At 72.9% G+C, this 14,372-nt stretch carries 10 protein-coding genes and 1 pseudogene; 7 read left to right on the top strand and 4 right to left on the bottom strand.

From position 1 onward, the window contains the following. Window positions 1–360 precede the first annotated feature (360 nt). Together ACFXGN_RS17235 and ACFXGN_RS17230 are read left to right on the top strand one after the other, a co-directional pair. On the top strand, window positions 361–2,421 hold the full coding sequence (locus tag ACFXGN_RS17235) for a SpoIIE family protein phosphatase (protein ID WP_384859433.1): 2,061 nt from the start codon (window positions 361–363) through the stop codon (window positions 2,419–2,421). A 1,563-nt stretch (window positions 2,422–3,984) separates the two neighbouring features. Beyond that, a pseudogene (locus tag ACFXGN_RS17230) lies at window positions 3,985–5,058 on the top strand (thioester reductase domain-containing protein); the annotation flags it as partial. 168 nt (window positions 5,059–5,226) lie between these two features. Here the strand turns inward: ACFXGN_RS17230 and ACFXGN_RS17225 are convergent. Continuing rightward, on the bottom strand, window positions 5,227–5,949 hold the full coding sequence (locus ACFXGN_RS17225) for an NADPH-dependent F420 reductase (protein WP_384859431.1): 723 nt from the start codon (window positions 5,947–5,949) through the stop codon (window positions 5,227–5,229). 200 nt (window positions 5,950–6,149) lie between these two features. Here ACFXGN_RS17225 and ACFXGN_RS17220 point away from each other — a divergent pair, with 200 nt between their 5' ends. Then, on the top strand, window positions 6,150–6,794 hold the full coding sequence (locus ACFXGN_RS17220) for a TetR family transcriptional regulator (RefSeq protein ID WP_384859428.1): 645 nt from the start codon (window positions 6,150–6,152) through the stop codon (window positions 6,792–6,794). A gap of 424 nt (window positions 6,795–7,218) precedes the next feature. Here the strand turns inward: ACFXGN_RS17220 and ACFXGN_RS17215 are convergent, their stop codons facing one another. Then, the gene (locus tag ACFXGN_RS17215; protein WP_384859426.1) at window positions 7,219–7,818 is read right to left on the bottom strand and encodes a dihydrofolate reductase family protein; all 600 of its coding nucleotides are present in this window, start codon (window positions 7,816–7,818) and stop codon (window positions 7,219–7,221) included. Next, window positions 7,818–8,687: a metalloregulator ArsR/SmtB family transcription factor gene (locus ACFXGN_RS17210; protein WP_384859424.1), complete on the bottom strand. Its 870-nt coding sequence runs from the start codon at window positions 8,685–8,687 to the stop codon at window positions 7,818–7,820. The genes ACFXGN_RS17215 and ACFXGN_RS17210 overlap by 1 nt, the downstream gene beginning before the upstream one ends. A gap of 755 nt (window positions 8,688–9,442) precedes the next feature. Here ACFXGN_RS17210 and ACFXGN_RS17205 point away from each other — a divergent pair. Continuing rightward, the gene (locus tag ACFXGN_RS17205; protein WP_384859805.1) at window positions 9,443–11,383 is read left to right on the top strand and encodes an APC family permease; all 1,941 of its coding nucleotides are present in this window, start codon (window positions 9,443–9,445) and stop codon (window positions 11,381–11,383) included. Between the two features lie 79 nt (window positions 11,384–11,462). Here ACFXGN_RS17205 and ACFXGN_RS17200 read toward each other — a convergent pair whose 3' ends face one another. Then, window positions 11,463–11,924: a hypothetical protein gene (locus tag ACFXGN_RS17200; protein ID WP_384859422.1), complete on the bottom strand. Its 462-nt coding sequence runs from the start codon at window positions 11,922–11,924 to the stop codon at window positions 11,463–11,465. Between the two features lie 158 nt (window positions 11,925–12,082). On the opposite strand from ACFXGN_RS17200, the gene ACFXGN_RS17195 reads away from it, so the two are divergent. From ACFXGN_RS17195 to ACFXGN_RS17185, 3 genes are read left to right on the top strand one after another with little or no spacing between them, the layout of a single operon-like run. After that, on the top strand, window positions 12,083–12,571 hold the full coding sequence (locus ACFXGN_RS17195; RefSeq protein WP_384859420.1) for a MarR family winged helix-turn-helix transcriptional regulator: 489 nt from the start codon (window positions 12,083–12,085) through the stop codon (window positions 12,569–12,571). Next, window positions 12,568–13,395 (top strand): ABC transporter ATP-binding protein, encoded by an 828-nt coding sequence (locus tag ACFXGN_RS17190; protein ID WP_384859417.1) that lies wholly within the window; start codon window positions 12,568–12,570, stop codon window positions 13,393–13,395. The genes ACFXGN_RS17195 and ACFXGN_RS17190 overlap by 4 nt, the downstream gene beginning before the upstream one ends. After that, window positions 13,355–14,194 carry an ABC transporter permease gene (locus ACFXGN_RS17185; RefSeq protein WP_384859415.1) on the top strand — a complete coding sequence of 280 codons (840 nt, stop codon included), beginning with the start codon at window positions 13,355–13,357 and terminating at the stop codon, window positions 14,192–14,194. The genes ACFXGN_RS17190 and ACFXGN_RS17185 overlap by 41 nt, the downstream gene beginning before the upstream one ends. Window positions 14,195–14,372 lie beyond the last annotated feature (178 nt).

Below are 14,372 nucleotides of genomic sequence, written 5' to 3'. Positions count from 1 at the left end.
GGAAGGGACGAACGCAGAGGTCGGACCGACTGTCGCAGTCCGGGGGCGCCCGCACATCCGTAGAAATACGGAACCCTCGGAACCGGCGGCTCCACGCCAGGACGTCCGTTGCCCCGCTCCCGTACTTCGCTTCCCCTTTCACCGACCCCGGCACCCGTCCGATCCGTCCTACCTGTCCCACCCGTCCTACCCGTCCCACTCATCCCACCCGTCTCCTCCGCCGCACCGGCTCGGCCCCGTACTCCTGCGACTCCTGCGCAAGCCGATCGGCGGCACTGCGCAGGGCCCGTCGCCGGGTCCTCGGCTACGGTGATCCGGTAGGCGCCCTCCGGGGCGGGACCGATGCGTAGGTCGGATGCGTTGGAGACTCACCAGTCGTCGAGCGGGGTCCCGCAGCCGCCCCGGGCGGCCATGGGGGACGCCGGTGTGCTCCGGGAACTGCTGCCGATCGCCCTCTGGCGGGAGGACGCGGACGGCCGGATCGTCGAGTGGTCGCTCGCCGCGCAGGATCTGCTGGGGCACCGGCCCGAGCACGTCCTGGGGCGGCTCGCCACCCCGCTGCTCGTCCCCGACGCCAACCGTGAACTCGCCGACCGGCTCACCGACCGCGTCCAGGCGGGCGAGACGATGGTCGGCACGCTCCCGGTCCGGCACCGCGACGGGCACGTCATCGCCATGGAGATGTGGATCGTCCCGGCCACCGACCCGGACGGACGGCCGGGGGCGATGCTCATCGCCGTGGAGACCTCCGAGGTCCTGCGGATGCGGGAGAACCTGGCGGCGATGGAGAGCCTGTTCACCCAGTCGCCGATCGGTCTCGCGCTGCTCGGCCCCGACCTGCGGTTCCTGCGGGTCAACGACGCCCTGGCGCGGATGAACGGGGTGACGGCCGCCGGGCACGTGGGCCACCGTCTCACCGAGGTCGCGCCCGGGGTGAACGCCGACTCCCTCGAAGCCCTGATGCGCCAGGTCCTGGAGAGCGGGCACGCGGTCGTCGACGCCCGCCGGGTCGGCCGGACCCCCGCCGACCCCGACCACGACCACATCTGGTCCTGCTCGTACGCCCCGCTCGTGGACCGTGCCGAGCGGCGGTCCCTGGGGATCATCGCCTCCCTCGTCGACATCACCGAGAGCCAGGAGGCGCACAGCGAGGTCGAGCGCGCCCGGCACCGGTTCGCGCTGCTGGCCGAGGCGGGCGCCAGCATCGGTACGACCCTGGACCTGAAGCTGACGGCCGAGGAGGTGGTCCGCTTCCTCGTGCCGCAGCTCGCCGACTCGGCGGACGTGCAGATGCTGGAGTCCTTCCTCACGCCGGACGACTCGGCCGCCTCCACGCGCGGGGTGCTGCGCAGGCTCGCGGCCCGGTTCCCCGACCCGACGGCCCCCACGTCCGTCCTCACACCGGGGCAGACCTTCCAGCTCCCGCTGGACTCGGTGTACGAGCAGGTCGTCGCCCGGGGGCTGCCCACCAGCCTCTACCCGTCCGACCTCCCGGCGCTCTTCGACGGTCCGGGCGGGGAGGCGCTCCGCACCTACTTCGCCGCCCGTACGGGTTCCGCGCGGCTTGTGCCCCTGGTGGCCCGGGGCAAGGTGCTGGGGGCGGTCACCGTGACCCGGCTGCGGACCAGGGAGGCGTTCGACGCCGAGGACCGCGTCCTCATCGACGAGGTCGTCGCCCGCGCCGCCCTCAACATCGACAACGCCCGGCTCTACACCAACCAGCGCGAGGCCGCCCTCACCCTCCAGCGCAGTCTCACCAACAGCGCGCTGCCCGATGTCGACGGGCTGGAACTCACCGGCCGTTATCTGCCCGCGAGCGCCCATGACGTCGGCGGAGACTGGTTCGACGCCATCGCGCTGCCCGGCGGCAGGACCGGTCTGGTCATCGGGGACGTCATGGGGCACGGTATCCACGCGGCGGCCGTCATGGGCCAACTGCGCACGGCTGTCAGGACCTTGGCCCGGCACGACATCCCGCCCGTCCGGATGCTCAGCTCGCTCGACGCCGTCGTCGCCGACCTGGGCGAGGACACGATGGCGACCTGCGTGTACGCGGTCCACGATCCGGCGGACGGCGGCTGGACCATCGCCCGCGCGGGCCATCCGCCGCCCGCCGTGGCCACCCCGGACGGCACCGTCACCTTCCTCGACGGACCGCCGGGCACCCCGTTGGGCACCGGAGCGCACGACTTCGGCGCGGAGACGGTGGGGCTTCCGGCCGGAGGACTGCTCGTGCTCTACACCGACGGTCTGATCGAGGCCCGCGACCGTGACCTCGACGAGGGGATGCGGCAGCTCGGCCGGGCGCTCCGGCACCCGGACCGCCCCCTGGACGCGCTGTGCGACGACATCCTGAGCCAGCTGCTGGCCGCACCGGCCCAGGACGACGTGGCGATACTGCTGGCCCGGACGGCCCGCTGAATCCCGTACGGATCCCTCAGGGACGCGCCGCAGGAGAGCACGGCCCTCCCGTTACTGGCCGCCGCCCTCCACCGGACGCCCGCCACCCCCGTACTGGCTACCGCCCCCCCGCAAGGGCGTACGGCGGAACTGTGACCGTGTGACTGTGCGTCGTAGTTGACCCTTGAGCGCGCTGGTCGGCCCCTGTGGGTGAAAGTTGGCCTCGCCCGGCAGTACCCCGGCTACACCCCCGCCCACGCCATCTACCCGGGACGTCACCACAGCCACACCGTCATGGCCAACGACGACGGGGTCTTCACCGCCTCCAGCCGCTACTGCCTCGACTGTCCCGACTGCCTCAACGACACCGCCCACCTGCCCGGCGGACCCGTCTGGACCGGCGCCTGGCGGCTGCCCCACACCTTCCCTGTGCCCGCACCACCAGCGGTACCTCGCCTGGCGCTGCCCCGCCTGCCACACCCCCGCGTTCTCCAACGGCTACACCCCCAGCAGCAGATGGCGGCGCTCCCGGCTCGTCTCCGAACCCGCCCAGCGCCCGCCCCCGGCCGACTGTCGCCACCGGCCCTGCACCGCCCGCACCCCGCTGTGCGGACACGACCTGACCCGACCGGCACCACCCCTTCCACGCCCCACCCAGGACAGCATCCGCGCGCACGAGCGGCTGGCGGCCGCAGCCCGCCCCGAGGACACCGTGGACGGCTTCGGACACCCGACACCCGACACCCGCCCACCTGTTCTTCGACGACATCCGGCTCATCTGCCTGACCCTCACCCACACCACCCCCGCCCCCGAAAGAGCCGGAGACCACGCCACCGGCCCCGGCGGCTGGGTGGCCCGCTCCCACGACGCCCCGCCCGCGGACCCCCATAGCCTCTTCCCCCGACAGCCTCTTCCCCCGACCCGCCACGCACCTGGGCCTGCTGAACCCCGAGATGATCCCCGCCACTCTGCCCGCCCACTGGACCGCCCCGTTCGACCGGCTCGACGCCCCGCCCTGCGCACGGACGCCGCGATCCGCCCGCTGCGGGTGACCAATCGCCATCCGCACCGGACCGGCACCCGGGCGCGAAGGATGAACCGCGGGTGAGTACCCGGCAGCCGCAGAGCATCCGAGCCTCCGAGGTCACGGGCTCCCACGCTCGCCGCGGCTGACGGCGCGCCCGCAGTGTACGAGCGCCGTCTCGGCAGGCCGACGGTTCACCAGCGCGGTCGCCCACGCCGTGCCCGCCCGACGGCGGCGGTGGCGGCACGGGCGGTATCGGCAGGGGCGGCGGGCACCACGTTCGACAGCGGCGGTCCCAGCGGCGAAGGTGCCGACGGTGGCAGCTCCCGCAACGGCATCCCGCCCGCTGCAGAGCGTGCTCCGGCGTATGGCTCGGGCGGCGCGTCGCGGGCCCGGTGGGGCGAATGCGTGAGGGGCGGGTGGGGTGTCCGCGTGGTGTGCGTGTGCCGGGGGGTGGCGGTCCTACGTTCCGTCCCGGTGCCGGAATCGTGCCGGTACGGTGCGGGAGCTGCGCGGGAGACGACGGGTATGGCGGTCATGCTGACGGGGGGGCACGGGCTTTGTCGGGTCGAGGCTGTGTGCCGAGGTGCTGCGCCGTTCCGGGGCCGAGGTGGTCTGTCTGGTGCGGGCCGAGGACGCCGGGCGGGCGGAGCGGCGGATGAGGGGCGCGCTGGCTGCCGTCGCGCCCGACGTCGCTGGGTCGGGGCGGGTGCGGGCGGTGCCCGCGGACTTGTCCGCCGACCGTTTTGGTCTGGACGAGGCTTTCTACCGGGAGCTGGCGGACGAGGTCGACACGGTCTACCACAGCGGGGCCTCGGTCCACCTGGCCGCGTCGTACGAGCGGCTCGCGCCCACCAACGTCGGAGGCACCCGGCGCACGGTCGACTTCTGTACGACCGGCACGCGCAAGCACCTGCACCACGTCTCGACGCTCGGGGTGTTCCTCGTCGGCCGCCCGGCCGGCCTGGAGCGAGTCGACGAGTCGACCGAGCCCACCCCCCTCACATGCGGCACCTTCGGCTATCTGCGGACCAAGTACGAGGCCGAGCGGGTGGTCGCGGAAGCCGCGGCCGGACGCGGCCTGCAGGCGACGGTATACCGGCCGGGGCTGGTCATCGCCGACTCCCGCGACGGCGCGGCCCCCGCGAACGACTTCGCGACCTGCGTCATCGCCGCGGCCATCGTCACCGGCTGCTACCCGGCCTCCCTCGGCAGTCTCCCGGCGTCCACCGCCGACCACACCGCCGAAGCGATCGCCGCGCTCTCCCTGGCACCCGGAGCCGCAGGAAGCGTCTACCACGTGATGCGGCCGGAACCCCTGCCCATGCGCGAACTCTTCGAACGGGCCCGCGCACACGGCCACCCCCTGCGGGAAGTCACCGTCCCCCAGTGGCACCAGGCCTTGGCCGCGCACCCCGGCAACCCCTGGACGCGAGCCGCCCTCGCCCTGGAGATCTGCACCTACGCCCTCGGCCTCACCCCCCACACCACGCCGCCCGAGATGCGCGGCGACGCCACCACCGCCAAAGCCACCGCCGCCGGAGTCCGCGCCCCCGACACCGGTGCCGCCTACTTCCACCGCCTCCTCACCCGCATCGAACAAGACCACCACGACACCCTCACCACCACCTGAAGCCACGCTCCAGGCCCAGAGCCGTCCCGCCCACCGTGACGGCCGGCGATGCGGTTGCCCGTTTGCTCCCCGGCTTGTCCGGCGGTCTCGCCACGGGCCGCTGACAGCCCGGCGGCAGGCGCGCCGGGTCGCCCATGCCGTGCACCGGCCGGTTTCGCCGGTGGCGGGTCAGGCGGCGGTGGGGCGGGTCGTGGTGTCGAGGAGGGCGCGGATGCGGGTGGCGGGGGCGGGGGCGGCGGGGGCGTGGAAGATCCAGTCCCAGGCCTCCGGCCCGTCGGCCGCGGCGGGCGGCTGCGCGTAGGGGCTTGCCTGGACGGGGGTGCCGGGCTCGCTGCGCCAGCTGTCGGCGAGGGTGCCGTAGAGGACGCTGTCGTAGCCGAGGGCGTCGAGCAGGGCGACGGCGGCGGTCACGGCGGCGGGGTCGTCGCCCGCGACGGGCAGCGCACTGCGGTCGGGGGCGCCGGCGGGGCGGGCGAGGGAGGCCAGGTGGGCGAAGAAGACGTTGTTGAGCGCCTTGACCACCCGGGCATCGGGCAGCGTGCGCTGGACCAGTTCGCTGGAGGTGAGCGTCCCGGACTCCAGCGCGGGGAGGCTGCCGTCGCGCTCCGGGTAGTGGTTCATGGCGTCGATGACGGTCTTCCCGGCCAGGGCGTCCGCGGGGAGCCGGTCGAGGGCGCCCAGCGGGATGGCAGCGACGACCAGATCGGCGGCGCGGGTCGCGTCGGCGGGGGTGGCCGCCCGGGCCCGGGGGCCGAGTTCCGCGACCAGGGCGTCGAGGGTCCGCGGGTCGCGGGAGTTGCTGAGGACCACGTCCAGCCCGGCCGCGCGGGCCAGCCGTGCGACGGTGGCGCCGATCATGCCGCTGCCGATGATGCCCAGGGTCTTCGTCATGGGGGGTGCTCCTGTGTTCGGGACTGCGTACGGCCTCCTCGGTGGGCCGCCGTACGCCACTGCTGTGCGGTGGTTGCTCTCACTACTGCGTGACCGAGATCCCATTCTGGAATCTCATTCCATCGATGACACTCAGTCTCACATTCATTCCTTTGTATCATCGGTGCGAGGGAGAGTCGAACGGAAGCAGGGGCGGCACAGTGAGCGCAGCGACACGGACCACGACCGGTACACGGGGCATCGCCCGCGCCGCCGTCCAGGCGGAGCTGGCCCACGTGGCCTTCGACCTGTTCCGCCGGCAGGGCTTCGACAAGGTCACCGTCGACGACCTGGCCGCAGCCGCGGGCGTCTCCCGCAGCACCTTCCTGCGGTACTTCCGCAGCAAGGAGGAAGCCGTCCTCGGAGCCTTCGACGCGCAGGGCGAGAAGCTCGCCGCCGCCCTGCGCGCCCGCCCTGCCGCCGAGAACGACTGGACCGCCCTCCGGCGGGCCCTCGACACCGCGCTGGAGCCCTACCGGCAGGACCCCGAGCACTCCCTCGCCCTGCTGTCCCTGGTGGCGAGCACCTCGGCCCTGTGCGCCCGCCGACTGGAGAAGCAGGACAGCTGGCGCACGCTGCTCGCCCAGGCCCTCGCCGACCGCACCGGCGACACCCGGCCCGCCACCCTCGCCGAATCCGTACGCGCCGCCGCAGCCCTCGACTGCCTGAACATCGCACTGGAACACTGGAGCACCGACGGCGCCACGACCGACCTCGACGCACTCGTCGACCAGGCCTTCACCGTCCTCACCGCACCGGCCGACACCACCCGGCAGCCCCACGACGAACGGCCCCGCCCGGCCTGACCTTCACGTGCCCCCGGCCGCTCCGCCGCGACACCGAAGGCAGCGTCGGGTGCAGCGCGGGCATGGCCGGAACCGAAGATCACCCGCCGCCCTGATTCGCAAGGCCACGGCAGCCGTCACCGCCTGAACCGACATCGGCCCGCGCCGACGAAGAGCGTGGGCTGCCACGCCTGCGGCAACGTGCTGTGCATCAAGGCTGGCGATCGGTGCCGTCTGACGTGCTCAGTCACAGGAACGGCGGCGAACCGCCGTACGGCAGCGGACGGGCCTGTCGTACGAGAAGGCGAAGGCCCGGAAGATCGCCGATCGCCCCGAGCGGCTCCGGCCGGGCGGTGTGATCCCCGCCCGCCCACTGGGAACACCTCGTCGGCCGGATGCGCCGACCGGATGCGCTGACCGGTCGGCTCAGCGGACACCGGTCGGCTCAGCGGACCCGGTCGTAGACCATGGCGATCTCGCCCAGCTCGCCGGTCTCCTGGTGGGTGAGCTTCCACCGCGACGACGGCAGGCCGTCGTCGAACAGTCGCTGCCCGTCTCCGGCGATCTCGGGGAAGACCATGAGGTACAGCCGGTCGAGCAGATCTGCCGCGAGGAGCGGCTTGATGACGCTCGGGCAGCTGTTGACGAGGATGTCGCCCTCGCCGGTGGCTTTGAGTTCGGCGACGACGTCGGCGGCCGGGGCGTTCACCACGCGGGTGTGTTCCCAGGGAGCTTCGGTCAGGGTGGTCGAGAGGACCACCTTTTCCGTGTCCATCAGCCACTTCGCGTATCCGCGGTCGCGCGGATCGGCGTTCTCGTCCTCGGCGACCGTCGGCCAGTGGCCCAGGAATCCCTCGGCGTTGATCCGGCCGAGCAGCGCCGTCGTCGCGCCCTCCCAGATGCGGGTGAGCTGGCCCCGCGCGACCTCGGAGGTCACATACGGCGCGAACATGCTGAAGTCGCCGGGCCCGCCAGGACCGTGGTAACGCCCGTCGAGGGAGAGGCTCAGGTTCGCGGTCACCCTGCGCCCGGTCGCGTCGGTCATCACGTGCTCCTTGTGTCGGTGCTGTCGGTGCTGTCGGTGCTGTCGGTGTCGTGCGGGTCTGCGGCGAGGGCCGCCGCGAGCTTGTCGAGGCTCTGGCCGAAGCCGATCTCGATGCCCGCGATGAAGTCGGCGGAGTCGACGGTGCTGTCGGTGATCCGCCAGTGGACGTCGAGGTCCGTGCCGGTCCCGGTGGGCCGCAGGTCGAGGGCGACGTGGGCGGTGAAGGCGAGGCCGCCGTCGGGAAGCAGCGGGGAGAGCCGGTAGGCGAGGCGCTCGCCGGGGCGGACCTCGTCGACGACTCCCTCCGCGCGCCCGGCGACCGGGTCGGAGCCGCCGGTGTCCTCGACATCGCGGTACTCCTGGACGATCCGCCCGCCTTCTCGCGCCTCGAAGACCAGCTCGGATACGCGGAGGTCGTGGGGCGTCCACCAGCGGGCGAGCAGGGAGGGATCGGTCAAGTGGCGCCACACCCGACCGGGGTGCCCCGTCAGCGACCGGCGGAAGACGAACGAACGGCCGTCGGCCCACCCCGGCTCCTCCGCGGCGAGCCGCTCCGTGTGGAGGCCGGCCCCGTAGCGGTCGTAGGTCTCGCGCGGGCCCCCGGCCCGCTCCGCGGTGTCGGCGAGCCTGCCGAGCGCGGCGGCCAGCTCCCGCAGGGGACCGGGCCGGAGCGCGTAGACGCGGCGCTGACCGGTGCGCTGGGAGGTGACGACACCGGCGCGTTCGAGGGTCTGCAGGTGCTTGGTCGTCTGTGGCTGGCGAGCCCCGGCGAGCTCGGCGAGGACACCGACCGGACGGGGCCGCTCGGCGAGCAGGCTCACGAGCCGCCAGCGGGCCGGGTCGGCCAGTGCGCTGAGGAGTACATCCATGGCGACGAGTATTCACCGTCGAGAATATTCGCGTCAAGGAATGAATGGGTGTCCCGTCGGACGGTCCGGGCTCGTGAGCGACGACTTCGAGCGCGGGGAAGCGCGCGACCGTCCGATGTCCACCCGAGCCGCCCCGGCCGACTCGCCCTGCCGCACAAGTGAGGGTGGGCGCCTCGATAGGGGGCTTTGTCCCGTACGGCCCCGGCTTCCCCGTGCGGGCCCAGCCCTTTCTGTGCGGGCCACCCCCATGGGCCCCCGCCCTCCCCGTACGTGCGCGCCCCACTGTCCGCTCCCTCAAGGGCCGCCGCCCTCCCCCTCCGCGCGCCCCATGTCGGAACCGCCCGCCCACCCCGCGCTCGGTCACACTGCGTGGTGTGACGGATACGCGAAGGAGTGGGGCGGAGGCCTCGGCGGGGCCTCCGGGGCCGGCTGCGGAGTCGGCCGTGCTGGCGGCGGAGCAACTGCGGGCGCTGCGGAGCGTGGGGCGCGAGTGGGGGCGGGTGTCGGCCGCGCCCGAGGTGTGGCGCAGGGCCCTGCCGGTGGACCCCGACCTGGGCCGGTTCCCACCCCTGGCGCAGATCCGGCCCGCCCGGTTCGGGAGGCTGGTCCGGGTCCCCGAACTCGGGGCGGACGCGGCGGGGGAGCGGGTGGACGCGGAGGAGCCCGCGGCGGGACGGCTGGGGCGGGCGGCGGCGCGGGCGCGCCGCGTGCTGCTGGGCGCGCCCCTGAAGAGTTCCGCCGTCGTCACGGAGCGGATGCGCAAGCTGCTGGCGCTGCCCGTGCTGTCCGCCGACGCGCTCTCGTCGGTCGCGTACGGCCCGGAGGCGATGCTCGGGGTCCTCGTCCTGGCCGGTACGGCGGGCCTCGCGTACGCCTTCCCGGTCGCCGGGGCGATCGTGTTCCTCATGTTCGCGGTCGGACTGTCGTACCGTCAGACGATCCGGGCGTATCCGCACGGCGGCGGCTCGTACATCGTCGCGAGCGACAATCTGGGCAGGATGCCCGGTCTGGTCGCGGCGGCGGGCCTGATGACCGACTACATCCTCACCGTGGCCGTGTCGATCGCCTCCGGGATCGCGGCGATCACCTCCGCGATCCCCTCGCTGGCGCCCGCGACGGTACTCCTGGGCGTCGGGGCGATCGTGCTGCTCCTCGCGGGGAACCTCCGGGGCATCCGGCAGGCCGGGGCGCTGTTCGCCGCCCCCACCTACGTCTTCGTCGCCGCCATGTTCGCGCTGATCGCCTACGGTCTGGTCGACGCGGCGGGCCGGGACTTCGCACCGGTCCCGACCCCGGCGCCGGGCGTCACCGAGACCGTGGGACTGCTGCTCGTCATGCGCGCCTTCTCCTCGGGCGCCACGGCCATGACCGGCATCGAGGCGATCTCCAACGCGGTCCCGGCGTTCAAGCCCGTCGAGTGGCGCAACGCCCGGACGACCCTGACCTGGATGGTGACGCTCCTCGTCGTCATGTTCGCGGGGATCGTCGTCCTCATCCATCTGACCGGTGTGGTGCCCAGGGAGCAGGAGACCATGCTCTCCCAGCTCGCCCGGCTGAGCTTCGGCACGGGATGGATGTACGTCGTCGTCCAGGCGGCGACCGCCGCCGTCCTGCTGCTCGCCGCGAACACCGCGTACAACGACTTCCCCCGGGTGCTGTCCCTGCTCGCCCGCGACGGATACGCGCCCAGGGTCTTCATGCGTCTGGGCGACCGGCTGGCCTACAGCAACGGGATCGTCCTGCTGTCCCTGACCGCCGCGCTCGTGTTCGTGGCGTTCGGCGGGCTGACCGGGGCGCTGATCCCGCTGTACGCCGTCGGGGTCTTCCTCGCCTTCACGCTGTCGCAGGCGGGGATGGTCGTCCACTGGTGGCGGCTGCGGGACCGGCACTGGCGCAAGAGTCTGTTCTTCAACGCCACCGGAGGGCTGCTCTCGGCGGTCGTCTTCATCACCGCGGGCATCAGCAAGTTCACCTCCGGCGCGTGGGTCGCCGTCGTCGCCGTCGTCCTGTTCCTCCTGGTCACCACCTGGATCCGACGTCACTACGACGCCGCCCGCGCGGCCCTGCGACTGCACCCGCACCTCGTCGAACTCCCCGCGGCGGGCCCGTGCGGCCCGCTGTCGGCATCACCCGCGACGCCCACCGCCGAGCCCGGCCCGACGACCGAGGGGGAAGAGGGACCACCGGAAGGGGGCGACCGGCCAGGCGCGAAGGCGCCACAGCCGGGCGCGACCGCCCCGCGCCGGGGCGGCGAGGCCTCGGAACCGGGTGACGAGGACGAGGAACTCCCGGAGGAGATCCGGCACCTCTCGGTCGTCGCGCTCGCCGCCCTCGACCTCGCGGGGATGCGCACCCTCGCCTACGCGGCCTCGCTCCAACAGCCCGTGCTCGCCGTGCACATCGGCCTCACCGAAGAGGAGGGCAGACGCTTCCGCGACTACTGGACCCTGTGGGGCGACCATCTGCCCCTGGAGGTCGTCGTCTCGCCCTACCGGGCCGTCGTCGCCCCCCTCGTCCACTACATCGAGGCGCTGCACCGGCAGCACCCCGACCTCACCGTGACGGTGATCCTCCCCGAGATCGTCACCAGGCGCAGGCGCCACCAGTTCCTGCACAGCCGTACGGCCACCCGGCTGCGCCGCGCCCTCCGCCCCCTGCCGAAGATCGTGATCACCACGGTGCCGTTCCACCTGTAGTCCGTACGGGAGTCCGTACGGACGGTCCGTATGGGAGTCCGTACGGGAGGTCCGTCCGTGACCCGTACGCGGGCGGGCGTCACCCCCGGTGGTTCCGCCGGATCCAGTGCGCGCGCCGCTGGTACCGGGCGACGGGGGGCGCCCCGGCGGCGGTGCCGGGGTCCCGGCCGGGGCCGGGGGCCGCGCCGTGGTCGTCGGTCCGGGCCGGTTCCGGGGTCCGCGCGGGGGGCCCGGCGGCCGGGCCGTCCTCCGGCGGGTGGAGCCCTTCCGGCGAGTAGACCGTTCTCGCGATGGTGTCGACGAGCTGCTCCTCGGTGAAGTCCTCGGAGCCGGGGACATGGGGGACGAAACCGATCAGGACCCCGTCGCCGACGATCTCCGCGTCGAGCCCGGCGGCTCCGTCGACGTCCCAGAGCGCCTCGACCCCCTCGTCGAGCACCACCCGGACACCGAATTCGTACACCCCCGCCTCGACGACATGGGCCATCACCCGGCGCGCACGGAGGGCCGCTGTCATACGAGTGGCACGTTCCGCGTCCATGGGCCCGCACCTTCTTCCTCCGGGAGACCACATCCCGGAACGGCCCGACCGCTCGGGCCCGGAACTTCCCTGCCGCTGTCCAAAATACCCCGTAAAAAAGCATTTGATCCTTTCATTCTTCTCGGTCGTTATCTCTGAGTAAGAGTTATTATCGAAATATGTCCGATCTGGAGCTCGCGCGAGAGTGGAGCGACCTGTCGGCCGACGTCAACCGGCTCGTCAGGCGCCGACTGCGGGCGACTCTGACGGGCCCGCCGATGCCCGTCGCCCAGGCCGAACTGCTGCGGCTGGTACGGACGAAGCCCGGCATCCGCGTCTCGGAAGCGGCCCGGGAACTGCGCCTGGCCGGAAACTCCGTGTCCACCCTGGTCGGACAACTCACCGAACGGGGCCTGATGCTTCGCGAACCCGACCCGCGCGACGCCCGCGCCGCCCTGCTGCGCGTCACGCCCCGGGCGGCCGAGCGGCTGCGGCACTGGGACGACCGGCGCACCGCCCTCTACCGGGAGCAGTGGGAACGGCTCTCCGCCGAGGACCGGGCCGCGCTGGCCGCCGCCGTACCCGCGCTGCGCAGGCTCGCCGCGCGCCTCCACGAGGAGACGCGCACACCCCGGGGAACCCCCGTGGAGGGAAGTGAACGGACATGACAGGAAGCGCCGTCGCGTGCACCGGACTCGTCTACCGCTTCGGCAGCACCCGCGCGGTGGACGGAGTGGACTTCTCGGTCGCCGAGGGCGAGGTCTTCGGACTTCTCGGCCCCAACGGCGCCGGAAAGACCACCACCATCAGGGCGATCACCACCCTGCTCCCCGTCGCCCCCGGAATGATCAGCGTCTTCGGCCACGACGCGGCCCGGGAGAAGATGCCCGTCCGCAGACTGCTCGGCTACCTTCCCCAGCAGCTCTCCGCCGACGCCGCCCTCACCGGACGCGAGAACGTCACCCTCTTCGCCCGCGTGTACGACGTACCGCGCCGCGAACGGGCCCGCAGCGTCGTCCGGGCCCTCGACTCCGTCGGCCTCGGACAGGCCGCCGACCGGCTGGCGGGCACGTACTCCGGAGGCATGGTCCGCAGGCTGGAACTCGCCCAGGCCCTGGTCAGCTCGCCCCGGCTGCTGATCCTCGACGAACCCACCATCGGGCTGGACCCGATCGCCCGCACCACCGTCTGGGAACGCCTCGACGAGGTGCGCACGGCCACCGGCATGACCGTCCTGGTCACCACCCACGCCATGGAGGAGGCCGACCGCTACTGCGACCGGCTCGCCCTCATGCACCAGGGGAAGATCCGGGCGCTCGGCACCCCGGCCGGGCTCAGAGCCGAGCTGGACCGGCTGCGTCCGGCGGCGGCCCCGGCCACCCTGGAGGACGTCTTCCGCCACTACGCGGGCAGCGGCCTCGACGACGACCACGCGGGAGGCGAATTCCGCGATGTGCGCAGCACCCGCCGTACGGCGTCCCGCCTCGGCTGAGAAGGACCTTCCCCCGCCCGCCCGGGTGCGCACCGGCTGGGCCGTACTGCCCTCCCGGGTGGCCGCGATGTGCGCGGTGGAACTCCAGAAGCTCCGCCACGACCGGACCGAGCTGTACACCAGGGCGATCCAGCCCGCGCTCTGGCTGCTGATCTTCGGCGAGACCTTCACCAGGATCCACGCGATCCCCACCGGGAACGTGCCCTACCTCGACTTCCTCGCCCCGGGGATCATCGCCCAGTCCGCCATGTTCATCGCCATCTTCTACGGCATCCAGATCATCTGGGAACGGGACGCGGGCGTCCTCAGCAAACTGCTCGTCACCCCGACGCCCCGGGCCGCCCTGGTCACCGGCAAGGCGTTCGCGGCCGGGGTGAAGGCGCTGATCCAGGCCGTGGTCGTGATCCTGATCGCCGCCGCTCTGGGGGTGGCGCTCACCTGGAACCCGCTGCGCCTCGCGGGAGTGGCCGTGGTGGTGGTGCTGGGGTCGGCGTTCTTCGCCTGTCTGTCGATCAGCATCGCGGGCATCGTGCTCACCCGGGACCGGCTGATGGGCATCGGCCAGGCGATCACCATGCCGTTGTTCTTCGCGTCCAACGCCCTCTACCCGGTCGCGCTCATGCCGGGCTGGCTCCAGGTCGTCAGCCGGGCCAACCCGCTGAGCTACGAGGTCGACGCCCTGCGCGGCCTGCTCATCGGCACCCCCTCGCACCTGCTGCTCGACTTCGGCGTGCTGTGCTTCGCGGCGCTCGCCGGGATCGTCTGCGCCTCCGCGCTGATGGGCCGTCTCGCCCGCTGACTCCACGGGAGGCAGGGCCGGCCCGGGGTTTCGGAGCCGGTCCCGGTGTGTCGGCCGACCCCGCTCCCTCGGACAGGAAGATCCTGTGGCGGGACGGACGGACGGACGGACGACAGGTACCGAAGGTTCCGAACGGTGGTCGGCGGGTCGGCGGTCGGCCGCGGAGGGGCCGACGACC

Origin of the sequence: Streptomyces sp. NPDC059247 (assembly GCF_042754005.1) — a bacterium.
In the GTDB taxonomy this organism is placed as follows: domain Bacteria; phylum Actinomycetota; class Actinomycetes; order Streptomycetales; family Streptomycetaceae; genus Streptomyces.
This window is presented reverse-complemented; position numbering and strand designations above follow the sequence as displayed.

Bases quoted from the DNA above. Each gene is read 5' to 3' on its own strand.
- ACFXGN_RS17195 (WP_384859420.1), top strand. From the start codon at position 12,083: ATGTCCGATCTGGAGCTCGCGCGAGAGTGGAGCGACCTGTCGGCCGAC.
- ACFXGN_RS17185 (WP_384859415.1), top strand. From the start codon at position 13,355: ATGTGCGCAGCACCCGCCGTACGGCGTCCCGCCTCGGCTGAGAAGGAC.
- ACFXGN_RS17205 (WP_384859805.1), top strand. From the start codon at position 9,443: ATGCGCAAGCTGCTGGCGCTGCCCGTGCTGTCCGCCGACGCGCTCTCG.
- ACFXGN_RS17200 (WP_384859422.1), bottom strand. From the start codon at position 11,924: ATGGACGCGGAACGTGCCACTCGTATGACAGCGGCCCTCCGTGCGCGC.
- ACFXGN_RS17225 (WP_384859431.1), bottom strand. From the start codon at position 5,949: ATGACGAAGACCCTGGGCATCATCGGCAGCGGCATGATCGGCGCCACC.
- ACFXGN_RS17215 (WP_384859426.1), bottom strand. From the start codon at position 7,818: ATGACCGACGCGACCGGGCGCAGGGTGACCGCGAACCTGAGCCTCTCC.
- ACFXGN_RS17190 (WP_384859417.1), top strand. From the start codon at position 12,568: ATGACAGGAAGCGCCGTCGCGTGCACCGGACTCGTCTACCGCTTCGGC.
- ACFXGN_RS17210 (WP_384859424.1), bottom strand. From the start codon at position 8,687: ATGGATGTACTCCTCAGCGCACTGGCCGACCCGGCCCGCTGGCGGCTC.